The 22,934-nt window shown below is 37.2% G+C and carries 22 protein-coding genes, 1 pseudogene and 1 riboswitch; of the genes and pseudogenes, 7 read left to right on the top strand and 16 right to left on the bottom strand.

Annotation, left to right across the window (positions count from 1 at the left end):
- Positions 1-40: 40 nt before the first annotated feature.
- From KW850_RS20755 to KW850_RS20790, 8 genes and pseudogenes are all read right to left on the bottom strand, one after another.
- Entirely contained in the window at positions 41-1,084 is a 1,044-nt protein-coding gene (locus KW850_RS20755; protein ID WP_218349671.1) for a flavin-containing monooxygenase, read from the bottom strand.
- A gap of 1,531 nt (positions 1,085-2,615) precedes the next feature.
- Positions 2,616-4,811 (bottom strand): annotated as a pseudogene (locus KW850_RS20760) (heavy metal translocating P-type ATPase); the annotation flags it as partial.
- 247 nt (positions 4,812-5,058) lie between these two features.
- Positions 5,059-5,265, bottom strand: a complete 207-nt coding sequence (copZ, locus tag KW850_RS20765; protein WP_218349673.1) for a copper chaperone CopZ — start codon at positions 5,263-5,265, stop codon at positions 5,059-5,061.
- A gap of 683 nt (positions 5,266-5,948) precedes the next feature.
- Entirely contained in the window at positions 5,949-6,596 is a 648-nt protein-coding gene (locus KW850_RS20770) for a response regulator transcription factor (protein ID WP_218349674.1), read from the bottom strand.
- Positions 6,574-8,742 carry a PAS domain S-box protein gene (locus tag KW850_RS20775; RefSeq protein ID WP_256358361.1) on the bottom strand — a complete coding sequence of 723 codons (2,169 nt, stop codon included), beginning with the start codon at positions 8,740-8,742 and terminating at the stop codon, positions 6,574-6,576. Before KW850_RS20775 ends, KW850_RS20770 begins: the two co-directional genes overlap by 23 nt.
- A gap of 150 nt (positions 8,743-8,892) precedes the next feature.
- On the bottom strand, positions 8,893-9,315 hold the full coding sequence (fosM, locus tag KW850_RS20780) for a FosM family fosfomycin resistance protein (protein WP_218349675.1): 423 nt from the start codon (positions 9,313-9,315) through the stop codon (positions 8,893-8,895).
- 114 nt (positions 9,316-9,429) lie between these two features.
- Positions 9,430-9,933: a GNAT family N-acetyltransferase gene (locus KW850_RS20785; protein WP_218349676.1), complete on the bottom strand. Its 504-nt coding sequence runs from the start codon at positions 9,931-9,933 to the stop codon at positions 9,430-9,432.
- Between the two features lie 24 nt (positions 9,934-9,957).
- The gene (locus KW850_RS20790) at positions 9,958-10,299 is read right to left on the bottom strand and encodes an avidin-fold protein (RefSeq protein WP_218349771.1); all 342 of its coding nucleotides are present in this window, start codon (positions 10,297-10,299) and stop codon (positions 9,958-9,960) included.
- A 279-nt stretch (positions 10,300-10,578) separates the two neighbouring features.
- Here KW850_RS20790 and KW850_RS20795 point away from each other — a divergent pair, with 279 nt between their 5' ends.
- The gene (locus KW850_RS20795; RefSeq protein ID WP_218349677.1) at positions 10,579-10,992 is read left to right on the top strand and encodes a hypothetical protein; all 414 of its coding nucleotides are present in this window, start codon (positions 10,579-10,581) and stop codon (positions 10,990-10,992) included.
- A gap of 143 nt (positions 10,993-11,135) precedes the next feature.
- Here the strand turns inward: KW850_RS20795 and KW850_RS20800 are convergent, their stop codons facing one another.
- Together KW850_RS20800 and KW850_RS20805 are read right to left on the bottom strand one after the other, a co-directional pair.
- Positions 11,136-11,498, bottom strand: coding sequence for a group I truncated hemoglobin (locus KW850_RS20800; RefSeq protein ID WP_218349678.1), 363 nt, complete (start codon positions 11,496-11,498; stop codon positions 11,136-11,138).
- 128 nt (positions 11,499-11,626) lie between these two features.
- Entirely contained in the window at positions 11,627-12,334 is a 708-nt protein-coding gene (locus KW850_RS20805) for a DUF421 domain-containing protein (RefSeq protein WP_218349679.1), read from the bottom strand.
- A 184-nt stretch (positions 12,335-12,518) separates the two neighbouring features.
- A riboswitch (guanidine-I (ykkC/yxkD leader) is annotated at positions 12,519-12,616 on the top strand.
- A 129-nt stretch (positions 12,617-12,745) separates the two neighbouring features.
- Between KW850_RS20805 and KW850_RS20810 the strand changes: the two genes are divergently transcribed.
- A complete protein-coding gene (locus KW850_RS20810) occupies positions 12,746-13,021 on the top strand; it encodes a DMT family transporter (RefSeq protein ID WP_218349680.1) in 276 nt (91 codons plus the stop codon).
- Positions 13,022-13,210: 189 nt separating this feature from the next.
- On the opposite strand, the gene KW850_RS20815 is transcribed toward KW850_RS20810, so the two are convergent.
- The 3 genes from KW850_RS20815 to KW850_RS20825 form a co-directional block, all read right to left on the bottom strand.
- Complete coding sequence (locus tag KW850_RS20815) at positions 13,211-14,551, bottom strand: ATP-binding protein (RefSeq protein ID WP_308128833.1); 1,341 nt, start codon at positions 14,549-14,551, stop codon at positions 13,211-13,213.
- 247 nt (positions 14,552-14,798) lie between these two features.
- Positions 14,799-15,026 carry a hypothetical protein gene (locus tag KW850_RS20820; RefSeq protein ID WP_218349682.1) on the bottom strand — a complete coding sequence of 76 codons (228 nt, stop codon included), beginning with the start codon at positions 15,024-15,026 and terminating at the stop codon, positions 14,799-14,801.
- A 69-nt stretch (positions 15,027-15,095) separates the two neighbouring features.
- Positions 15,096-15,389: an antibiotic biosynthesis monooxygenase family protein gene (locus KW850_RS20825; RefSeq protein ID WP_218349683.1), complete on the bottom strand. Its 294-nt coding sequence runs from the start codon at positions 15,387-15,389 to the stop codon at positions 15,096-15,098.
- Positions 15,390-15,547: 158 nt separating this feature from the next.
- On the opposite strand from KW850_RS20825, the gene KW850_RS20830 reads away from it, so the two are divergent.
- Together KW850_RS20830 and KW850_RS20835 are read left to right on the top strand one after the other, a co-directional pair.
- Positions 15,548-16,195, top strand: coding sequence for a cupin domain-containing protein (locus KW850_RS20830; RefSeq protein ID WP_218349684.1), 648 nt, complete (start codon positions 15,548-15,550; stop codon positions 16,193-16,195).
- A 348-nt stretch (positions 16,196-16,543) separates the two neighbouring features.
- Positions 16,544-16,861 (top strand): hypothetical protein, encoded by a 318-nt coding sequence (locus tag KW850_RS20835; RefSeq protein WP_218349685.1) that lies wholly within the window; start codon positions 16,544-16,546, stop codon positions 16,859-16,861.
- A 122-nt stretch (positions 16,862-16,983) separates the two neighbouring features.
- Here the strand turns inward: KW850_RS20835 and KW850_RS20840 are convergent, their stop codons facing one another.
- From KW850_RS20840 to fabG, 3 genes are all read right to left on the bottom strand, one after another.
- Positions 16,984-17,190 carry a hypothetical protein gene (locus KW850_RS20840; RefSeq protein WP_256358362.1) on the bottom strand — a complete coding sequence of 69 codons (207 nt, stop codon included), beginning with the start codon at positions 17,188-17,190 and terminating at the stop codon, positions 16,984-16,986.
- Positions 17,191-17,483: 293 nt separating this feature from the next.
- Positions 17,484-18,674: an acetyl-CoA C-acetyltransferase gene (locus tag KW850_RS20845; protein WP_218349687.1), complete on the bottom strand. Its 1,191-nt coding sequence runs from the start codon at positions 18,672-18,674 to the stop codon at positions 17,484-17,486.
- A 373-nt stretch (positions 18,675-19,047) separates the two neighbouring features.
- Positions 19,048-19,782, bottom strand: coding sequence for a 3-oxoacyl-ACP reductase FabG (fabG, locus tag KW850_RS20850; protein ID WP_256358363.1), 735 nt, complete (start codon positions 19,780-19,782; stop codon positions 19,048-19,050).
- 324 nt (positions 19,783-20,106) lie between these two features.
- Between fabG and KW850_RS20855 the strand changes: the two genes are divergently transcribed.
- The 3 genes from KW850_RS20855 (at position 20,107) to phaC (ending at position 22,498) form a co-directional block, all read left to right on the top strand.
- Complete coding sequence (locus KW850_RS20855; protein ID WP_218349689.1) at positions 20,107-20,511, top strand: DUF4164 family protein; 405 nt, start codon at positions 20,107-20,109, stop codon at positions 20,509-20,511.
- 89 nt (positions 20,512-20,600) lie between these two features.
- Entirely contained in the window at positions 20,601-21,344 is a 744-nt protein-coding gene (locus KW850_RS20860) for a 3-oxoacyl-ACP reductase (protein WP_218349690.1), read from the top strand.
- A 68-nt stretch (positions 21,345-21,412) separates the two neighbouring features.
- Complete coding sequence (gene phaC / locus KW850_RS20865; protein WP_218349772.1) at positions 21,413-22,498, top strand: class III poly(R)-hydroxyalkanoic acid synthase subunit PhaC; 1,086 nt, start codon at positions 21,413-21,415, stop codon at positions 22,496-22,498.
- Positions 22,499-22,934: the final 436 nt, after the last annotated feature.

Raw genomic sequence — 22,934 nt, forward strand, 5'->3', positions numbered from 1 at the left:
ATTCACTGGTCGCCAATTTATTAATTAGTAAAATAGCGGATCATTCCTGGAGATTGGAAATATGTTGATACAAAAACTCAGCATCGTCCCCAACGCCAAAAAGAAGTGCAGATCCCCTGCGTTGCTGCCAGGGCAAGCCAAGGAAATAAAGTCCTTCAATTTCAGTTACACCTCGATTATGCTTGACATGGCCGTGATCATCAAAAAGATGCGGTATATCGATCCAGGAGTAATTGGGAAGAAAGCCAGTTGCCCAAATGATATTTTCGACTTTAACGGAGGATTGATCTTCAAAATGAATCTCATCTTTATTAATTGAAATGGTTCTGCCTTTTAGGGTGACGCGCTTTTTCTTAAGTTTCTCTTTTAGGTAATAACCGAAAATGGGGTCAGCCTGACTTTGAATTTTCTTCCCTATCCACGAATTTCGATCTGCCTTTAATATTCCTAGTTTGTCAAAACACCAAAATATACTCCTTCCTGCTACAGTTAAAGGAAGAAAACGAATCTTTTGCCCAATTGATAAATAGGTTTCGTGATGCTCTGATAATTCCACTGCTATTTGTGTACCTGAATTGCCGGCGCCGACTACTAAGACAGCACCATCTTTAAGTTGCGTATGGTTTTTATATTGGGAAGAATGAAGTTGGACCATTTCTGTTGGAAGTTCTTTTGCAAACGATGGGATTCTAGGAGTGTGAAATGGACCTGTTGCAACCACTATTTTCTTAGTTTTTATAAGAGAATCATTCGTTGTGATCGTAAAGAGCTGGTTTTCTTCTTGAACCTTTTGTACATGACTATGATGAATAGGCAAATCAAAGGTCTCTGGGTAATGCTCTAAATAATCTGCTATTTCATCCTTGGTTGGAAATCCTGAAGGATCTCCATTTAATGCCAAGCCAGGTAATGAACTATATGCCCGTGGAGTAAACAAGACAAGCGAATCATATCTTTTCCGCCAAGCATCCCCCACGGCCTTTTGGTTATCTAGAATAATAAATGATAACGAGGTTTGCTTGAGGTAATACCCTATCGATAATCCAGCCTGCCCCCCGCCAATGACAACCACATCATATAGCATAAAGACCTCCCTTTAACTCTAAGAAATTATTCTGATTTCAAATGCTGAAGGACAAAACTCACTGCTGGAACAACAGATTTGTCTATCATTAGCAGGATGAAGGACAAAACTCACCGCTGGAGCAAGAGATTTGTCTTTCATAAGCAGGATGAAGGACATATCTCATCGCTAGAGCAAGAAATTTGTCTTTCATAAGCAGGATGAAGGACAAAACTCACTGCTGGAGCAAGAGATTTGTCTTTCATAAGCAGGATGAAGGACAAAACTCACCGCTGGAGCAAGAGATTTGTCTTTCATTGGCAGTATGAAGGACAAAACTCACCACTGGAGCAAGAGATTTGTCTTTCATTGGCAGTTTGAAGGACAAAACTCACCACTGGAGCAAGAGATTTGTCTTTCATAAGCAGAATGAAGGACATATCTCACCGCTGGAGTAAGAGATTTGTCTTTCATAAGCAGGATGAAAGACATATCTCACCGCTGGAGCAAGAGATTTGTCTTTCATAGGCAGTATGAAGGACATATCTCACCACTGGAGCAAGAGATTTGTCTTTCGTAAATAATATGAAGGACGAAATTCACCACTGAAACAAGAGATTTGTCTTTAATAGGCAGGAGAAGTACATCCTTATTCTTTTACTTCTATCACAAACGGAAACGCTCGTACTTTCCCGTTTTGCTTAAATTCAGCCCAGATTTTATAAATACCAGGCTTTTCGAAGGTGGTTTTAAAAATGGGCTCTTGATTATTTGACGGATGTACATGAAGAAACTCTTTCCCATATTCGTCAAGTATCACGACGTGACCCATAGCTCCTAAATAAGTCGTCAAATTGGTTTGATCTAAATCGAATGATAATGTTACCGGTTCGCCTGCCTTAAAAGAACTAACATTTAATGTTACGGTTTCACCATCGACAGTTTTGCTGAATTTCGTGTCTGGAACTAGTTCGTGGCTGTGTGCTGCAGTGCTTGGGTTGCCTACAACAAACGGAACCGGCTCTATCTTGTAAGCAAAATCAGTCGGCTTAATATCGATAAACGCCTTATAAAATCCTGCTGGAAGGTTATTTTTAATCGTAAATTCCCCTTTTCCAGTTCGTTCCGGATGCACATGGTAATACTTCTGCAGTTGTTCATCGACGATGATTAGATGAAGTTCTTTCTCATGATTCACTTCTAACTCGTCAATCGGGTTACCTGCCTTGTCTTTTAAAAATATCTTGATTTTACTTTTATCATTTTGGACAAATGCATTGACCTCGCTGCTTTCATGGTCTCCTGAAGTCATTTCATGCCCATGAGTGCTTTCCTTCTCTTCCTCCTGATGATCTCCATTCATTTCTTGTTTGCTTTTGTTGTCTCCCATCGCCATTTGGCTTTCTGTCTCTGCAGCTTTGGTTTGATCCTTTGCAATCCATTTATCATAAGCTTGGAATCCAAAAATGACGACTGTCACATAAAGAATCCCAGCTATTGCCCATTTCTTCATTCCTGTCACTCCTTTATTGATGAAATTTCTCGCTTCCTGTAGTTTTATTCGTTGTAAACGCAGTGCATTTAACACAACCGATACAGAGCTAAATGCCATTGCTGTTCCTGCAATCCAAGGTTCTAGATAACCTGCCGCGGCAAACGGGACACCTACCGCATTGTAAGCAAATGCCCAAAATAAATTCTGTTTAATATTCTCCATAGTCTTTTTGCTCATAAATAGGGCATCAGCAATCGCGTTTAAATCCCCGCGGATCAGTGCGATATCAGCCGCCTCCACCGCTATATCCGTCCCCGTACCAATCGCCATGCCGATGTCCGCTGTTGCAAGGGCCGGTGCATCATTAATTCCGTCCCCGACCATCGAGACCTTTTTACCCTGATTCTGCAACTTCTTCACTTCAGAAGCCTTTCCTTCCGGGAGGACCTCGGCGATGACTTTGTCAATCCCAGCATCCTTTGCAATGGCGTTGGCTGTCCTTTGGTTATCACCAGTTATCATGATGACTTCAAGTCCCATACTTTTAAGTCGCTTGATGGCTTCTTTTGAAGTGTCTTTTATGGTATCGGCAACAGCAATCATACCTGAAAATACACCATCAATCGAAACGAGCATAGCAGTCTTGCCATTTTGTTCGAACTCTTCCATTTGGTTGATCTTTCCCTGAATATCGATTTGGTTTGAACTCATTAACTTCCTTGTTCCGACCAATACTTCTTTTCCTTTCACCGTTGCTTTAATCCCAAACCCTGGAATCGCTTCAAAGTGGCTGACTTCGCTCAGCTCGATTCCTTTTTCTCTTATCGCCGTAACAATTGCCTCAGCTAAAGGGTGTTCCGATTGAAATTCTGCAGTACCAACCAAGAAAAGAAATTCCTCTTCCTTTACCCCTCGTTCTATGAGAATGTCGGTTAACGTTGGTTCACCCTTTGTTACCGTTCCTGTTTTATCTAGGAGAACGGTGGTGATATTCTGAGTTGTTTCTAAATGTTCTCCGCCTTTAAAGAGGATCCCAAATTCTGCAGCACGACCGGTTCCCGCCATAATGGAGGTGGGAGTCGCTAGCCCTAGACCACAAGGGCAAGCAATCACAAGCACGGCAATTAATTTTTCAAGCGAACCGGAAAGGTCGCCAGGACTGATCCAAACATACCAAAGGACAAATGTGAGTAAAGCAATTCCGATTACTACCGGTACAAAGATCGCAGAAGTTTTATCTGCCAGACGTTGGATTGGTGCCTTCGATCCTTGTGCTTCTTTTACAATTTTAATAATTTGAGCAAGAGCTGTATCTTTACCGACCTTGATGGCTCGAATCTTTAAAAAACCGTTCTTGTTAATGGTAGCACCAATGAAATGATCGCCAACTGATTTTTCTACAGGGATACTTTCCCCCGTCAGCATCGATTCATCTAGGGAAGAGTGCCCTTCAACGATTTCACCGTCAACAGGTACTTTTTCACCTGGCCTGACCAGTACAATATCTCCAATCATGACCTCCTCCAAGGGGATTTCCTGCTCTACCCCATTGCGGATAATTTTTGCCGTTTTGGCCTGTAATCCCATTAACTTCTTGATTGCATCAGATGATTTTCCCTTTGCTTTTATCTCAAATAGTTTTCCAAGCACAATAAACGCGATTAAGATTGCACTCGTTTCAAAGTAACGGTCGAACATATTGGATTCCGGTCCAATCGATTTAATGGACAGATACAAACTGTAAAAATAAGCAGTTGATGTGCCTAATGCCACTAATACGTCCATGTTGGCACTCCGATTGCGAAGAGCTTTAAAAGCACCTCTGTAAAATTGCCAGCCGATGATGAACTGAACGGGTGTGGCAAGTGCCAATTGAAACCAAGTATTCATGAGCATATCAGGAATTTTTATGAATGAAGTAAATTCAAAATCAGTGGCCATAGCCCATAACAGCGGTGTCGCAAGGATAATTGAAAAAATCACCTGTCCTTTCCATTTTTCCAAGTCTTTTTCCCGGTGTTCTTCTATCTTCTCAGCTTGTTTAGGAATGGCTTGATAACCGATACTTCCAACCTTTTTTTCGATGTCATTTATGTTTAATTGGGAAGAGCTATATTCCACGACGGCGGTTTCGAGCGCTAAATTGACATTTACTGTTTTTACTCCGTCCAGTTTTCCTAGCCCTCTCTCGATCCTGGCTGCACAAGCTGCACAAGTCATCCCGACTACATCGAATTCTGTTTTTTCAGTAACATTCTTTTGTGAAGCATTTTCCATCACCTTTCACTCCCACATTCTTTTTTTGTTATACAGTACAATACCCCTGTACTGTATAACAAAAACGAAATAAAGCCTTTCTTTATATATATATATATTTTATAATTTATAATCATTTTCAAACCGCAAGATGTTTTCGTGTTTCCGCAATTATTTTGTAATCCTCACAATTCATGGTGCTGAAAAAAACGTGCCAATAACTAAAAGCATGTTTTATACACCGTTATACAATATCATATCCCTGGTCATCGATTGTTTCTTTAATTTTGTCAAAGGAAACCAAATTGGGATGAAACTCCACGGCTACATTTCCATTTTTCACATCAACAAGTACTTTTTCTACCCCAGGTAGACTTCCAACACTGTTTTCAATGACCATAGCACAATGTCCGCATGACATACCGATTACTTTTAATTCTACTTTTTTCATTATAATTACCTCACTTTTTTGAATGGTTTTTCCATCTTCTAAATACTTCTCAATTCTTTTTACTCTTCTTATTCATTTGTCTTTCCTCCCGTATTTTTATTTAGATCAGTCATTACTTTGTATAAGGTTTTTCTTTTGTATTTGATGGTTTCATTGTACGAAGTTTCACTCCAATCAAAACCGCAGACTTTGAGAGAACCACCGCAGACTTTTGTGGTAGGCCCGCATGGGTTTTGGTTGGGCGGTGATTTGGGGTAGGAGGCAATACTGTCGGATGAGGCGAGTTTACTGGCGAGAGCCACTTTTACTGGCGGATGAGGAGAGTTTACTGGCGGATAACTCCGACTTACTGGCAGATAGCCCGGGTTTACTGACGGATAGCCCTATTTTACTGGCGAGAGCTATTTTTACTGGTGGATCACAAATCTTTACCTCCAGTTAAAACAAAAAAACCTTAACTCTATGTGTTAAGGTCTTACCTGCTTTGTATGTTCCTCTTGTTCAAAAAAAGTGTAATAACGATGCCTCCAACTATAACCACGACCAAAAGCAAAATATTTAAATACAGAGCCTCCTACCCGCAAACATTAAAGGCCATACCGCAAAAAAATGCGCATCTCCCGAATCTCATTCTTTTAAATGACAAGAGAAGGACCGGCATATGCCAGTCCTTCTCTTGTCATTTAATATAAATCCTCCGTCGGCAGAATCCCCAGGGTTTTGGCTTTTTTGATGGCTTCCACCCGTGAATTCACATTTAGTTTTTGAAACAATTCTGTCAGACTGTATTCCAATGATCGCTGACTGATCAACATTGTCTTGGATATTTCCTTATTGCTGTGTCCTTTGGCCAATTCTCGGAGAAGCGTTTCTTCTTTTTTGCCAATGGTTGTTTTTTCGTTTGTTTTTCCGCCTTGAACGACAATCTCCTGACGTCTCAACTGCTTGAGGAGTTGCATCGGAATAATCGCCTCTTTCCGTGAAGCACACCGGATCGCTTGAACAAGTTGCTCGCGGGTAGACGTTTTCGCAACAAAGCCTGACACACCTGATTCCATCAGCAAATTAAAATGAGGGGCAATGTCAAATCCAGAATAAATCAAAATAATCGCGTCCGGAACATTTTCAAGCACCTTTCGCGCCAAATCAGCCCCGTTGATATTAGGCATATATAGATCAAACAGGATCACGTCAAAACTCTTTAGTCGAACCAAGTCAGTGACCAGATAAACATCCGTTTCAATGGTGACATTCATATCGGGTTCTGACTCAATTAACATCTTTGTTCCTTCGACGACGGACCTATGATCATCCACCAATAAAATTTCCATATTGATCACCTTTTTGCGTTGTTATTGTTGGAATAGTAATTTCCATATGAAATCCTTCCTGAGGAGCAGAATGGAATTCCACTTTCCCCTCTAAACTTAGGACACGATTTTCGATTCCTGCTAATCCCATGTGTCTATACGAGCCGCCAAACGAAGTTAAATCGATCCCGACTCCGTTATCCGCATAGGAAAATTGAATCGATTCCTGAGTGCTGGTCAAATACATCGTAACTTTAGATGCGTACGAATGTTTGGTAGCGTTATTTAATAGCTCCTGGACAATTCGATACATACCCAGGATTTGATCTTCATTTAGAGGATGAATCAACTCCGTCGCTGAAAAATCAATTTCATAATTTGAAAACATCCGGGCGTACGAGAACAAGCTTTTTAAGGATTCTACTAGTCCCATTTTTAATAGAAACGGAGGGCGCAGTTCATTACAGGTAATCCGAATTTGATGAATGGCATCCAGCAGTCCTTCCTCAATCTGCATGATTTCCTCCTGTATTCCCTCATTTAATATAGAGGTAGAGCGTAAGGACTCCAACTTACGGTACCATATAATTAGATCTTGTAAAACTGAGTCATGTAAATCACTGGATAGAGAAGCCCTTTCCTTTTCCGAAAGTCTAAACAAAAGCCTCAGCATCCACTTTGGGGTCTCGTTAACACTTACCATGTCCTCAATTCGTTTCATCAGATTTTCAATAAACTCCAGATTATCATATAAAATCATGACATAATGAACCGCTGTTTCCAGCCATTCTTCCTCTATTTTTTGTAAAGCTTGATCGATGTCAATCTTTAAGTAGACAGGCAGTTCCTTATCGGCGATTTTGACCCATTTCACATTCACGCCACTTAAAGTAGATTCTAGATTTCTAGGAACTTCTTCAATCGTAACACTCTTAACAGGTAATACTCTCATGATCTCTTCCATTAAGCGCATTTCGAGCTCAGAAACTTTCATGACGTTCGCAAGGTCATGGGAGAAACGAGTAATACTATGCTGAAGTGTCTTATATCTTTCTTCACTTTGGATTAATTCAAGCTCCTCTTTCTTTCGCTCGGTAATATCCTTTACCATCCCATGAACCCCAATGAGTTCTCCATTAAGAAAGATCGGAACAAAGGTAATATGGACAATGCGTGGATTTCGTTGCCTAAAGCGAACAATCCGACATTCAAGATCTCTTGATTCATGGGTAGCAATGACGTCTGAAAGTACTTGATAGATCGACAAATGGTCCTCATCATAAATCAACCCAATTAAACAACGATCAGGTAAATCATCTATTTTGATTCCTGTTATTTTTTCAAATGATTGATTGGCATTGACAAAATAAGCTTTTAAATCAATCGAGAAAACTCCATCCAGATTGTTCTCAAATAAGGATTTATACCTTTGTTCGCTCTCCTCTAATGCTAACTCCGAACGTTTTTGCTCGATACTATCCATGATCCGCGATGTGATATCACGGACAACAGCCACCACATACTTAACATTTCCAAAACTATCTAAAACAGGTTTGACTCTTGTTTCTACATAAAGCGTTGTACCCTGTGAATGGATTAGACGATATTCCAAATCAACCTCCGTTTGGGTTTGAATCACTTCTAAATGCAGGGAACGAACACGTTCACGATCCTCATGATGAATAATATTAAATGCATCCATCTCTTCGTATTGTTCAACCGTATAACCAATTGTCTCGTGAATGGATGGTGAAACATAACGGACAACAGCCCTATTATCAACGAGCACAATCACATCGGACGTGTTGTCGGCAACAATTTTATACCGTATGTCTTCATTAAATAGTTGTTCTATGGTGGACTTTTGTATAATCCCCGTATAAGCAATTGCTGGGGATTCGTGTTCATTGATAGGGATTAGTTTCAGGGTCACGGTGATAGTCAAACCATCTTTACAATATACAATGCAAGGTGCATTTTCTTTCTTTACATTAAAGATTAAATGGGTTAATTCATCATCCCATCGTTTCTGCTCCGAACCAAATAATTTTTGAAAAGAATCGTTTACCCATAAAACGTTATTATCTAGGCCAATGATGTACATGGGATCAGGCATTTTTTGCAGCATTTGCTGCGCACTTTTTATTACATTTATAACTGGGGCCATCGCGCAACTCCTTTCCAAAAGATTACATCCGAGTTAAGTCTTGTATAATTATTATAATGGAGTTGGGGTCGATAAAACACGCAAAAAATAGGTGGAAGTCCGCAAAAAAGAAAAAGCCACCAATAATTGAGACTGGTGGAAACAAAATAGTTAACTGAAGAACTCCATATGTGTTTTTTCTTGTTTATAGTAATCCAATCGTTCTCGCAAAGTACCGGTATGAAACTCAAACTTATGACCATCAGGGTCCGTAAAGTAGATAGACTTGTTATCTTTTTCATCTCGTGGACGACCTGATAAAATAGTAACGTTCAATTCTTGTAGTTTTTGAAACATACGGTCAAACTCTGCTTCATCAATAGAAAAAGCTATATGGGTGTAGGATTGATGTATTTCATTACGAGGAATATCTTTCTCTACATTAAGCGCTAACCACATCCCATTTAAATCAAAATAGGCTGTGCTTCTACCTTTTACTAGCAGCTTAGCATCAAAGACACGCTGGTAAAATTCAATAGATTTCTTTAAATCAGAAACAGAAAATAAAAAATGATTTAGACCTTTTATTGCCATCGACAATCACCTCGTTCAATTAGTTTCTGCCTATTTACGCACCCATAAATATCTCAGATCCTACCGCTTTTACGAGTAAAATACGGACCACACCAGCCGGTTTTGTGGGACATTCTAATCATTTCCAACTACGCTGCTTCTTCTTTCTAACAAAATCGTATCACGCCACACACCATCCAATTGTCCAATGCGCTCACGCCTTCCTACTTCCCGAAACCCATACCTACTATGTAATTTAAGACTGGATACATTTTCAGGAAAAATTCCAGATTGTAATGTCCAGTATCCATTCTGTTCACTTTTTTCAATTAATGAATGTAATAGTTTACTACCAATTCCCTTTCCCTGACTACTTTGACCAACATAGATGCTAACTTCGGCCACACCAGCATAAACGCATCGACTGGAGACAGAGCTTAACGCTGCCCATCCTAAAACTTTGTCATCCAACCTTGCAACAATACGACACTCCAAGATATGCCCAATATCCCAAGCTTCCCACGTTGGGGCCTCTTTTTGAAATGTTTCATTACCAGTAGAGATTCCTTCTTGGTAAATTTCGCGAACTTGATCCCAATCCTCTTCAAGCATATTATCAATAAGAATTGAATTTTCCATATAAACACCTACAATTATTTATTATTATTTAATTTCCTCAATAATAGATTCACCCTCACTTTGATCAGTATCTGTCCATTTCCACTTCTCATATAATCTAATTCTTCCATCTGGTAGAGTTTCTGGAGTAGAGGAACATTGTCCGCCTCTTATTTCGTTTTTTGTATTAACGTGGTTATATCTAAACTGTAACCTCCCATTTTCTTCAACAATCCCAATAAGTGTGCCTTTTACGATATCGCCACCACTATAAGTTGCTGAAAGTATTTTTCCCTCTTGTTTGTATTCAAAAAATGTACTGGATGAAACCTCTCCGTTTGCTGTATTTTCGACAGAAACAAATTTACGTCCATTGTAATTAATCATCATCTAACTCCTCCCATTAGTTATAATATTCACACATTTTAACACATCTTCTGTACTTTTGTTTAATCAATCAGCTTCTTTATCACGTAAAAACGAATACAAGCACAGCTTGTTCCCATTACTATTTCTAGGTAGATGGTCTTGTATCATATCACTTTAATTGCCTATTTTTCACTTAAATTATCATTAAACAGGCTATTTTATTAGGACAACAACCTCCCATGATACATATAGATGCAGTACAAATATATTTAATTAATTTCAGGGGGAGAATTTTTTATGGATAAAGACATTATGAAATGTTTTATAGGTAAAGTAATCAGGATTGGTCGAGGTGGACCAGAATCCAGAATTGGCATGATACTGGATGCAAGTGACGATCTTATTGTCCTTCTCACGGCCGATGATGGGATTGTTTACTACAGCATAAAACATATTAAAAGTTTTACCGATAATATGAAGGGGCAAATGAAATTTAATATTAAAGTTCCTAAAGATTTCAAATTTAAGAAAGCTGCCAATTTCCAAGACCTGCTTGAATCATTGAAATTAAAATGGATAAAAATTAATCGTGGCGGTCCTGAGAAGTTAGAGGGGGTACTGGGTGATGTAAATAAGGATTATGTTTTTTTGATCCATAATCAGGAAATCATTCGCCTTTCCATGTCCCACATTAAAAGTATTAGTTATTGAGTAAAAATTTAAAAAGGCTCTCTATGACCTTTTATTGAATTACCCACCCTATTTTAGTAAACCAGCACTTTAGATTAAATAGAAAAAGCTGCCTTTAATGGCAGCATGATCTTCCCTACTAGGATCCGTAAGCTAAATAACAGTTATTTATACAATATATCGTCTCTAAGTGAAGCTACTTTAGTTAAAGCGGTATCTATGTCTGTTTCATTCACTCCAAAGTGAGCAAGAGCATCGTGCAGATGCTTTGCAATAGCATTAAAATGGGCTGGTTGGAGATTCATTCCTTGGTGAGCATTTGCCATAGATTGCCCAGTATATTGATTTGAACCACCTAATGCAAAACTAATAAATTTTGTCTGATGGCGGCGTTGTTTTTCCATATCCGTTTCTTTAAAAAAATGATTAACTGTATCATCCTTAAGAACCAACTCGGAGTAAAAATAATCCACAACTTTTGCAATCGCTTCTTCTCCACCAACTTTTTCATACAGTGTTTGTTCCATGTAGACACTCCTATATAAAATTTAATAAAAGTATTTCCACAGAAAAATCGTTTTTATTCCTTACCTATTATTAAACGATTCGATCTTCAACTCTACATGGAAGACAAGGTATCTAAATCCTATTTAATTTAATTATCTCGCCCTGGCTTATAGTAATAAGGATCGTTTTTATGTTCTATTATTTCATTATTATCTATAAATAACTTTCCATCTTCTAAAAAAGTCGCTAATGTTATATTCTCTAATTTTTCACCCATTTTTTTGAGTTCCTCATTTAGCCAATTATTGTCTAATTGCAGATATTTTAAATTATGGTAAACAATTTGACCGTCCATTATCAGTGGGATAGGAAGATATTCTTTCTTTACATGCAAATGTAAATCATTGGGTTGAACTTGTCGGTATTCCGACTTGGGGATAACACTAATACTTCCTGTTCCCTCCATCACAGCAATGGCAATGTTTTGAGTATCGGTGTACCCTTTTTCTCTTAAATGTGACAATAATTCATTTATAGGCATACGGACCTTTTTCAGCCCTTTTTTATCAATATCTCCGTTTTGAATTAATACCGTTGGACTTTCATATAAGATCCATCTTAATTTATTATGCAGGGATAAACGTATAAAGACTTTATATAGAATTACTGTGATTCCAGCGTAAGTAATGGCCTTTCCCATGTCATTAACCTCTACGGGGGAACTAATGATGTTCGTAAGGACAAGAATATATAACAAATCGAAAGAGTGCATTTGAGCTACTGCTTTTTTCCCAGTAAACCTTAAGAACAAATATCCAACCACAAAAACAATAAATGTACGGTAAAATGTTTCCAAATTTGCATCTCTCCTTAAAAATTCTCCACCTTATCAAACGCCCCAACCGAATTAAAGTTATCTTTAGTATTAGAATTTTCATTCGTGTCTAAACCCGTGTGTTTCCTAATCTATTTTACAAAAACCGATGCCTCATTCCTGTATAAATTTTAAATTTGTGGATAATTTATTGTAATTGTATAGGTAAAATGTTTTCTAGGGTTCCGCAAAAAGAGTTTTGGTCTGGTCCGAGAGAAAACTCACATCTATGCTGTGTCACGGAGGGATAAAAGCCTGGGAGAAACTGTTTAACAGTTATCTCTTGGGCTTTTTTTTAGTAAAAAAAAAAAATGGAGGTTATTTTTAAATGAATACAACCTGAATTAAAGTATTTATTGTTGCTTTTTTTGAATTTTTTTGGGTTATTGGGTTATGTTTGGTGTTGCTATGATTAATAAATTGCATAAAGAACGTAATTGGCAATCTTTTGTTCCATTATTTTTGGGATTTGGAGGAAGTTTTCTGTTTCTTGCTTACGCAATGAGAACACTGCCTATGGGGACAGCATATGCAATCTGGACAGGAATTGGTGCATCTGGAGGGGCGATATTAGGAATGCATTTATATGATGAGTTAAAAGACTGGAGAAGAGTTATTTTTACTACGATGGTTTTAGGTGTAGCAATAGGACTAAAGCTTGTCTCTTAAAGGAGTGTTAAACTTAATCCATTAAATTAATTAATATGCCCTTTTAAAAGATAATCTGTTTATTAAACAGCAGATTATCTTTTAAAAGGAATTTATTTTTAAATTCTTGTTCAACAAAACTGCACCGGTTAACTCCTAAAGCATAAAGTTGCATATGTGGCAGCAAGAACTACAAGTAAAGATATCGCTTTAGGTTATCTGTGGTAAAAGAATAATAAATTCTGTCCCCATATCCTTTTCACTGTTGACTTGAATTTTACCTTTGAGAGAACGGACAATTTGAAAGCTTACCATCATGCCTAGTCCTGTCCCACTTTCCTTTAAGGAATAAAAAGGAGATCCAAGTCTATCAATTTGCTTTTTTGTCATACCAATTCCTTGGTCCTTAATGTTAATTTTTATATATCCATCATCTGTTGAAGTACATGCAATCCAAACAATTCCACCATTCGGCATAGACTCTATCGCATTTTTCAAAATATTAATTAAAGACTGGTTCAATTTTTGATGATTAGCATAAATCCAACAATTTTCAAGAATATCAGTTTTAATCTCAACATTGTGGTTCCGGCTGTAACTTTGAAGGATATTGACTACACGTTGTAACTGATAACCTACGTTGATTCTTTTTTTGTTATCTATGGAAGGTTTTCCAAAAGCTAAAAAATCATTAATAATTTCATTTGCACGATCTAGTTCTTCGATGGATAATTGGATATATTCCTTCTTTTCATTAGGTAAATCAGGCTCGTTTAGAAGTTGCAAAAAGCCCCGAGTCACTTGCATTGGATTTCTAATTTCATGAGCGAAAACACTTGTTAACTCACTAATCACTCGTAATTTCTCCGAGTTTTGCATTTCTGATCGGAGTTTGTGAATCTCCCTGATACTTTCAATTAACATAGTGAAGGACCAAGTAACGACCACTACAAAGATAAGATGAATGATCTGTACCTTCAGATCATCTAAGGAAAAGCCTCTTAGAATACCAAAAAAAGTAAGGCCAATCAGACAGTAGCAAAAGGAAAGGCCAACCGCAATCTTCATCCTTTTATTTTTATTCGAACTTGCAAACGATTTTTGTAAAAACAAAATAATAGGCAATGAAAATAATAAGACAAGAACAGTATTGTAAAAACCTAGACTGATTCCAAAATAAAGACGATAAAGTATGATAAGGGCTGATAAGAAGATCCCAGGCCAAAATCCGCCGTAAAGCGTTCCGAGTAATAGAGGAATAATTCTTAACTCCAAACGAGCATTTTCACCGAAACTCACTGGAAAGGACATGCAAAATAATATTGATATTCCCCACAAAATGGACATTATTACTTTTCTATTTTTATCACTCTTTACCTTCTCCGTAAGAAATGTATAGTAGATAAATATGGGTATTACCATAAACGTTAGTTGCAGCAAAAAATCCTTTATTATACTCATCTTCGTTACCTTTTCTGTTCGATATTTGAATCCTTCAATATAAGGACGATATTCAAATTCATTATGTTTATTCCTTTTCCATACAAACATCTATTCTTTAAGTAAGCATATTAGTAATTATTCCCTATTATACTTTAAAGTTATCATAATTTGTCGACTTTTATTTTTTTCTTTAAGGTGTACTTTAAAAATGTCATTGGCAATAAGGCTTTTAGAACAATGCATATAAAATAGGATCGCCGCAGCATCCCCTTCTCGAACCAAGCACCTGTTAGTTGAAGAAGAAAAAGCATTACTAGTTATGAGTAATGCCACACGAAATCATAATAAATATGTATTAAAGACAGGATGATTCATCCTTCTTACTCTGATTGATAACTTTAATTAACTCATCAATCTTTTCATTTCTTTCTTGATCTGATTTTGTTTTCGCATTCATAAACTTTATTACTTTAATAACAAAATAAATTCCAAAAACAGTAATAACTAAATAAAAGAAAATTGGCAAAAAAGTTAATAGAACAAACGCTCCTTCTGATGCAAACAAAGTACCACCGTTAAACATAATAATCCTCCTGACTTGTAGATATACTCATCATAATATACAACAGGAAACTTATATGTTGATTTAAAATTATAGCCGAATATTCTCAAAATGTTCTACAGTTGGAAATGGGTCATAGAAACGATGTAACAGTATTTTCCATTCCTGATACTCGGTTGATTGCCTAAATCCAACTGTATGGTCTTCTAATGTTTCCCACTTCACCAGTAATAAATATTTTCCTTTCACTTCGATACACCGCTGCAATTCGTGAGAGATGTAACCTTTCATCGACACAATGATGTCTGAGGCCTTTCGAAATGTTTCCTCATATTCCGCTTCCATCCCAGGTATTACTTTAAGCATAACTGCTTCCAATATCATGTAATTCACTCCTTTATAAAAAGTATAGCATTGAACAAGGATTATATCTTCTCTGACAACATCGATCTAGAACATAATTAATACTACTCACACCCAACTCGTTATACGTGCATAACATGCCTATGTGCTAATTTCAAAATAAGAGGTGAAGAATATTTATGGTATCGTATATGGATTATACATCCCCATCCACTCAATTCACATTTGACGTTAATCAGAGCCCTCTCTTTAAAAAAGACAACCAAAACTATATAAATGTATTAGGTATTAAACAATTAAATACATTGGAAAATGTGTCTCTGTTGGATATTTTCTTAAGTACAAATAATGTCGTGGAACCGCATTATCATCAAAATGCAGCTGAGCTGGTTTATTGTATTTCTGGTTCAGCTACGGTATCCATTCTGAATCCATTTACAAAACAGATACTCAATTTCACGATTACACCTGGACAGGTGGCGAATGTTCCGCAAGGTTGGTGGCATTACGAGATCGCCTTAGTTGATAACACTCATCTTTTGGCGATTTTTAATGCACCCACTCCAGAAGTAATTTTAGGATCAGATATCTTAAAATTTACTCCTGCCAATATCATGTCACATACCTATTGTCTGGATGAGAATCAATGGAAACAAGTAATTGCACCCGTTAAACCGTCGACCTATATTGGTCCCTATAAGGAATGTAACCAGGGAATAGGAAATTCAACAAATCAATCTGTAAATCAACAGTATCAACAACCCCAATATATTCCACAATACTCACAAACACCTTATGTCCCTCAATATCAGCGATATTGGGGATAACAAAGAAGGGATTGCTACCGGTAGCAGTCCCTTCTCAATTTCACCCCGTATATCGGTAATAATATTTCGATAATTCAAAAAAAAAAAAAAACAAATGAAGATTAATATTAATATATAAAAAAGTTTACGTCAATATTTTGGATAAGATTGTCCTCTTGAGAGATTATGAATTTTACTTTTATAAATCCTCTGAGGTGTATTTTTCATCACATCTTCTCTGCCCTGCCGGATGTACAATCATTATGAATCCTTCCAAGCAAAGGAGTTGAGGTGTTCTCAGAGGGTTAGCAGTTTAACAGTCTAGTAAGCATACATATGAATCTAAAAAAACCGTAGGAGGATGTTCTATTGTTCAATTTATTGATTTTCGTTTTGATTGCTATTACCTTGGTGTTGTTGAGTATCTTTATTGATGGGCTAATGAAGCTATATAAGGAAGAAATGGAAGCTGAAAAAAATGTGGTCCGCGATGGAATGGAGGGCTATTTGGATCAAACGTTTGGAATTGGACCAGTAAAAATATTTAAAACGATGTTTGATGCCGATGGTAATGTACGATATTTGATCTATTTGCCACAGTATCAGTGGTTCAAATCCCCGAAATACAAATGGTATGAAGTGTATGCCACCAAAAACGGCTTTCAACATCATGAAGTCGAAGGATGATTCAGATGACTTGACAATGACCACCCCATAGAATTTCTATGGGGTGGTCATTGTTTTTTGGAGAATCAACCATTTCAGGTGATTTTAATAGTGTTTCAGTACTGTCGCGAAAAACTACTTAATCATTCAGTTGATTGGGCTTGAGTTGATTTTTGGACTTGAGTTACCGCTGTTAGGGCAGACGAAATTTCGTTTGAAGCTTGTTTAATGGCTTCCTCCGCCAGTGTTGGATCGGAATTGGCTTTTTCAATTGCTTTTGTTAATAATTCTTGCGTGAGTGTTACATTTGCCTTTGCTTGGTTTAGTTGGTTTACATCAATTTGAGTCATGACCATCTCTCCTTTTGTATTGAAATTACTTCTATATCATCACCCCACTTTTCATTTTTATTTAAGGTAAAAATTACTTACATTACCTTGTTCTTTTTAGATTAAATTTACAAATAAAGATATAAAATATAGTTTGTGCCGAATTACTTGGTCACCTTGTAATTGTAAGGATACATTGTATATTACAAATAAAGTTTATAAATACATAAATCTACATTTATGGCTAAACCCGTTTCTTGGTAACCAATAAAAAAATGACTGGGAGTTTACCTTCCAGCCATTTTTATGATTATTTACTTAACATTTTCGATGATCGTTGCTACACCTTGTCCTCCACCGACACATAATGTAGCTAAACCAAAGCGGTTTTCTCTTTTCTTCATTTCATGAATTAAAGTCACCAAAATTCTTGCTCCACTCGCACCGATTGGATGACCAAGTGCAATGGCACCACCATTTACATTTAACTTTTCTTTCCCAAAGTGAAGCTCTCGATCCACTGCAATAGATTGAGCGGCAAATGCCTCGTTTGCTTCAATTAAGTCAATGTCTTCTAAGGACATAGACGCTGAATTTAGAGCTTTTTTCACAGCTGGAACAGGTCCGATTCCCATAATACTTGGATCCACACCCGCGGTAGCATTCGCTTTGATTGATACTAAAGGTGTAACTCCTAATTCCTCTGCCTTTTTACGGCTCATGACAACAAATGCAGCAGCACCGTCGTTAATTCCTGAAGCATTTGCGGCAGTAACTGTCCCATCCTTCTTGAATGCAGGACGAAGTTTACCTAATCCTTCTGCTGTCGTTCCAAACCGAGGGAACTCATCTTGGCTGAATAATGTCACTTGTCCTTTACGGCCAGGGACCTCGACAGGGACAATTTCATCAGCAAAACGATTGGATTCAATCGCTGCTTGTGCCTTCTGCTGACTCCATGCTGCAAATTCATCTTGTTCAGCACGCGAGATTTCATATTTTTCTGCAAGATTTTCAGCTGTAACTCCCATATGGTAGTCGTTTTCCGCACACACTAAACCATCCTGAAGCATGCTGTCTAAGATTTTCTGATCTCCCATTTTAAAGCCATTACGGCCACCTTTTAACAAGTATGGAGCCTGACTCATATTTTCCATTCCACCTGCAACCACTACTTCAGCTTCGCCAGAAAGAATTGCTTGGGTAGCTAAGTGAACCGCTTTTAAACCTGAACCACAAAGCATATTTATCGTCATTGCTGTTGCCTCTTGAGGTATACCTACGGCGAGGGATGATTGTCTTGCTGGATTTTGGCCCAATCCTGCTTGTAAAACGTTCCCCATAATGACTTGGTCTACATCATTTGGATTAATTCCAGCTTTTTGAATGGCTCCTTTAATTACAGTAGTACCTAACTGGGTAGCCGAAACACTTTCTAAACTCCCCAGAAAACTTCCAATCGGTGTTCTTACAGCACTTACAATTACTACGTCATTTACTGGCATCCTAATCTCCTCCAACCTATTTATGTATTCAAATAATAATTCCTCACAAATATTACTACATTCAGCCGTACTTTTTGCGACAAACTATTCGACAAATTCAGAGTTATCTATTTTTTACCATCACATTTCATTATGCTAAATTCGCTGGTAATCTCTATTTGCAATGAGTAAGAAAATCAACTAACAGCAATGGATATGCAGTAAAACGTAAAAAAATAAATCAATGGGATATGGTAGATTGTTCATGTTGAACTTTAGAATATAATGCCAGATTTTGTAGAAAAGTATTTTGATAATTAATTTTCAATATTATTTAAAAATAAAAAAATAGAGAGAAAATTATTATTCTCTCCCTTAGCTTTTGTACTATTGTTTATATGACTAAACCGCCATCCACACTTAGGATCGTACCGTTTATATAACTAGCCTTATCTGAAGCTAAAAATACGTACGCTGCGGCAATATCTTCTGGTTTTCCTAGCTTCTTAAGCGGGGTCTTTTCCTTCATCATTTGAAGTACTTTATCTGGTACCGCTGCAGTCATACCTGTTTCAATGAAGCCTGGAGCGACTGCATTGACCCTGATCCCTTTGGGGCCAAATTCTTTCGCCCAGCTTTTGGTCAGCCCGATCACCCCAGCTTTTGTCGCAGCGTAGTTAGTTTGGCCAATATTCCCGTACAAACCGACTACAGAAGATGCGTTAAGAATGACACCTGACCCCTGTTTTAACATAATCGGTGCCACCGCCTTTGTGCATTTAAAAACACCTGATAGGTTTACAGAAATCACCTTTTCCCATTCGGATTCCTCCATTTTTGTTAGAAATCCATCAAGTGTAATTCCAGCATTGTTAATTAAGATATCAATTCGGTTATACTTTTTTACTGTGGAACGAACCATCTCTTCAATCTGGACGCTATTTGTTACATCCACTTTAAAAAAATCTACCTTTTCACTATTAAATTCTTCTAATGCGGTTTGTCCAGCCGACTCATCATAATCACAAATTACGACACTTGCACCCTCTTGTAGAAATTGTTTAGCAGTTTCTTTTCCAATCCCCTGTGCCCCACCAGTAATTAACACGACTTTTTCATTATACTGCAATAATATCACCTCGTTTTTTCTTTTCAAAAAAGACATTTAGGTACAACATCATCCCTAGGCAAATGAGTAAAGAAATCCACTACAAACAATGTCATTGGTGCAATACTATGATCACAGGAACAAACCATTTATACCCATATTTATGATGGATTATCCCTATTTATCACTTTTCTTTAATTCGTGAAGATATTGCATCAAAGTGAGAATTTTGTCAAAAAATGAAGAATTGTTTTTGGATAATTTTTAATCTTTTACCTTTTAAAATTTTCAGCAAGTTAGTATGATGAGTAGGTCAACAACAAAAGTATTTTAGGAGGAGAACAGATGAGTCAAAACATTAATTTTTATGATATGTGGAAGGATTTATATTCACAATCAAGTAAATTTTTCGATGAAAAAATCGGCAAGGATTTCCCTTCTCAAGGCATGGGTCAGATTTTGGAGATGAATCTTCAATTTAAAAAAATGATTGATGAATCAACGTTAAAGTACTTAGAATTTATGAATGTACCATCTCGAAATGACATTGCCAACATTTCGTCGTTGATTGTGAATGTAGATGCAAAAGTGGATGATCTAGAAGAAAGATTAGAAGAAAGATTCGATAATCAGGGAGATCAGGAGTCATTTAAAACAGAATTGTCGAATTTAAAAAAGGATATGAAGAATTTAGATCATAAATTGAATCAAATCTTGACTGTATTAAAAACACCAGAAAAAACGAAATAGAAACGGATTACATAATGCATGTAAAACCAAGTAATTTAGTAAACTAGCAGGATTATTTTTAACAACTAAAATAGATGGGGTGGACAACAATGACAGAATTAAGAGATAAAGTAGCAATAGTAACAGGCGGCAGCAGAGGAATCGGTGCATCGATTGCATTGGAACTGGCTAAAAATGGCGCGAAAGTTGTCATTAACTATAATATCCGCAAAGAACTAGCAGATAAAGTTGTTGCAGAAATAAATGAATTTGGCGGAGATGCATACGCAGTTCAAGCAGATGTTTCAGAAAGTAATGAAGCGGCATATCTTGTACAAGAAACCATCAACCATTATGGCAAATTAGATATCCTAATTAATAATGCAGGAATTACAAGAGACAGCACGTTCAAAAAATTGAACGAAGAAGATTGGAGAAAAGTAATCGATGTTAATTTAAACAGTGTTTACAATAATACATCTGCCGCTCTACCTTACCTTCTTGAATCAGATGCAGGTCGCATCATCAACATTTCGTCTATTATTGGACAAGCTGGCGGTTTTGGACAAACCAACTATGCTGCTGCAAAAGCAGGACTAATTGGGTACACTAAATCTCTTGCTCTTGAACTTGCTAAAAGTAAAGTAACCGTGAATGCGATTTGCCCAGGATTTATTGGAACCGAGATGGTTCAAGCCATTCCTGAAAAAGTTCTTGCAGGAATCGTTGAAAAAGTACCGCAAAAACGTTTAGGCAAACCAGAAGAAATAGCTCGTGGTGTGGTTTTCTTATGTAAAGATGGTGACTATATTACTGGTCAGCAATTAAATATTAACGGTGGACTTTACATGTAAGTGTCATGAAGGAACGAATTTCTTTATATATTAAAAGAGTAAAAAAATCATGTAAGGAGTGAACAGTCATTAACGTTCTTATGAAAGAATGGAATGAGGTGCTCGAATTGGCACCTCAAAAATATCAAGAGATGTATCAACGTGTAATGAGGGCAAGTCAAGTGTTAACAACCGATCCCGAACCGGAAGTAGCACCTACACCGAAAGAAGTAGTTTGGACTAGAAATAAAGCGAAACTCTATCGGTATATTTCCGATCACCCAAAAAAGCATAAAACTCCACTTCTTTTGGTTTATGCGCTAATTAATAAACCCTATATTTTAGATCTAACAAAAGGTGGCAGTTTAATAGAATATTTAGTTGAACGTGGGTTTGATGTTTATCTCCTTGACTGGGGTACACCAGGTTACGAAGATAGACATATGAAACTAGATGATTACATTATGGACTATATACCACGTGCTGTTCGTAAGGTATTGAGAAGATCTAAAGCTGAGGAAGTATCGATCCTTGGTTATTGCATGGGTGGTACGATTACGTCTGCATTTGCGGCACTACACCCTGAATTGCCAATCCGCAACCTTATCTTTATGACTAGTCCTTTTAATTTTGAAAATAGCGGCGCATATGGAGCGATGCTAGATGAGCGATATTTTAATATTGATAATGTGGTAGAAACCCTTGGTGTTATTCCACCAGAAATGATAGACTTTGGAAACAAAATGATTAATCCGATGGGAACCAACTTTGGACCATTTATTAGTCTCGTTGAGCGTGCTGATAATGAAAATTTCATAAAGAGCTTTAAACTACTGCGAAAATGGTTAAACGACGGTATTTTATTCCCTGGTGAAGCCTACCGCCAGTGGATAAGAGACTTCTATCAAAAAAACAAACTGATAAAAGGCGAACTAGTTATTCGTGGTCAGAAGGTTAAACTTGAAAATATCACGGCTAATGTGCTCAATTTAGCTGGGGTAAACGACCTCATAGCCCCTCCTCATCAAGTTGAGGCATTGATGAATGCAATTTCAAGTGAGGATAAACAATTTAAAGTATTACCAGTTGGGCATACTTCAATTACTTTTGGCAGCCAAGCAACAAAAATTACGTATCCTACCATAGCCGATTGGTTAGTAGAAAGATCAAATTAATCTTAGATTTATAGTGCTAAAGATGAGTGTCCCGAAATGGGGCACTCCTTTCATTTTTTCTAATAACATAATCTTCTGCTGTAAGCAAGTTAGAGATAGTGGTAAAGTAAATTATATGTAATTTTCAGAGAATTTACAAGAGGTAAAAATATAAATCTTTTACGAAATTTTAATATCAACACGTGAAACCCTTTTTATCTCATTCCAAAATACTAATTCACCTTAGAACCCAATGATTCGAGCTTATGATGGACAATTCTTTGGTTCTTGCGGTGAGTTTTGTCCTTCATCGAGCTTATGATGGACAATTCTTTGGTTCTTGCGGAGGGTTTTGTCCTTCATCAAGCTTATGATAGACAAATCGTTGGTTCTTGCGGTGAGTTTTGTCCTTCATCGAGCTTATGATGGACATATCGTTGGTTCTTACGGTGGGTTT

The organism is Bacillus sp. sid0103, assembly GCF_019219025.1.

Excerpts from the sequence above, each read along its gene's own strand:
- KW850_RS20755 (WP_218349671.1), bottom strand. The coding sequence starts at position 1,084 with ATGCTATATGATGTGGTTGTCATTGGCGGGGGGCAGGCTGGATTATCG.
- copZ (WP_218349673.1), bottom strand. The coding sequence starts at position 5,265 with ATGAAAAAAGTAGAATTAAAAGTAATCGGTATGTCATGCGGACATTGT.
- KW850_RS20770 (WP_218349674.1), bottom strand. The coding sequence starts at position 6,596 with ATGGAAATTTTATTGGTGGATGATCATAGGTCCGTCGTCGAAGGAACA.
- KW850_RS20775 (WP_256358361.1), bottom strand. The coding sequence starts at position 8,742 with ATGGCCCCAGTTATAAATGTAATAAAAAGTGCGCAGCAAATGCTGCAA.
- fosM (WP_218349675.1), bottom strand. The coding sequence starts at position 9,315 with ATGGCAATAAAAGGTCTAAATCATTTTTTATTTTCTGTTTCTGATTTA.
- KW850_RS20785 (WP_218349676.1), bottom strand. The coding sequence starts at position 9,933 with ATGGAAAATTCAATTCTTATTGATAATATGCTTGAAGAGGATTGGGAT.
- KW850_RS20790 (WP_218349771.1), bottom strand. The coding sequence starts at position 10,299 with ATGATTAATTACAATGGACGTAAATTTGTTTCTGTCGAAAATACAGCA.
- KW850_RS20795 (WP_218349677.1), top strand. The coding sequence starts at position 10,579 with ATGGATAAAGACATTATGAAATGTTTTATAGGTAAAGTAATCAGGATT.
- KW850_RS20800 (WP_218349678.1), bottom strand. The coding sequence starts at position 11,498 with ATGGAACAAACACTGTATGAAAAAGTTGGTGGAGAAGAAGCGATTGCA.
- KW850_RS20810 (WP_218349680.1), top strand. The coding sequence starts at position 12,746 with ATGTTTGGTGTTGCTATGATTAATAAATTGCATAAAGAACGTAATTGG.
- KW850_RS20815 (WP_308128833.1), bottom strand. The coding sequence starts at position 14,551 with ATGTTTGTATGGAAAAGGAATAAACATAATGAATTTGAATATCGTCCT.
- KW850_RS20820 (WP_218349682.1), bottom strand. The coding sequence starts at position 15,026 with ATGTTTAACGGTGGTACTTTGTTTGCATCAGAAGGAGCGTTTGTTCTA.
- KW850_RS20825 (WP_218349683.1), bottom strand. The coding sequence starts at position 15,389 with ATGATATTGGAAGCAGTTATGCTTAAAGTAATACCTGGGATGGAAGCG.
- KW850_RS20830 (WP_218349684.1), top strand. The coding sequence starts at position 15,548 with ATGGTATCGTATATGGATTATACATCCCCATCCACTCAATTCACATTT.
- KW850_RS20840 (WP_256358362.1), bottom strand. The coding sequence starts at position 17,190 with ATGACTCAAATTGATGTAAACCAACTAAACCAAGCAAAGGCAAATGTA.
- KW850_RS20845 (WP_218349687.1), bottom strand. The coding sequence starts at position 18,674 with ATGCCAGTAAATGACGTAGTAATTGTAAGTGCTGTAAGAACACCGATT.
- KW850_RS20855 (WP_218349689.1), top strand. The coding sequence starts at position 20,107 with ATGAGTCAAAACATTAATTTTTATGATATGTGGAAGGATTTATATTCA.
- KW850_RS20860 (WP_218349690.1), top strand. The coding sequence starts at position 20,601 with ATGACAGAATTAAGAGATAAAGTAGCAATAGTAACAGGCGGCAGCAGA.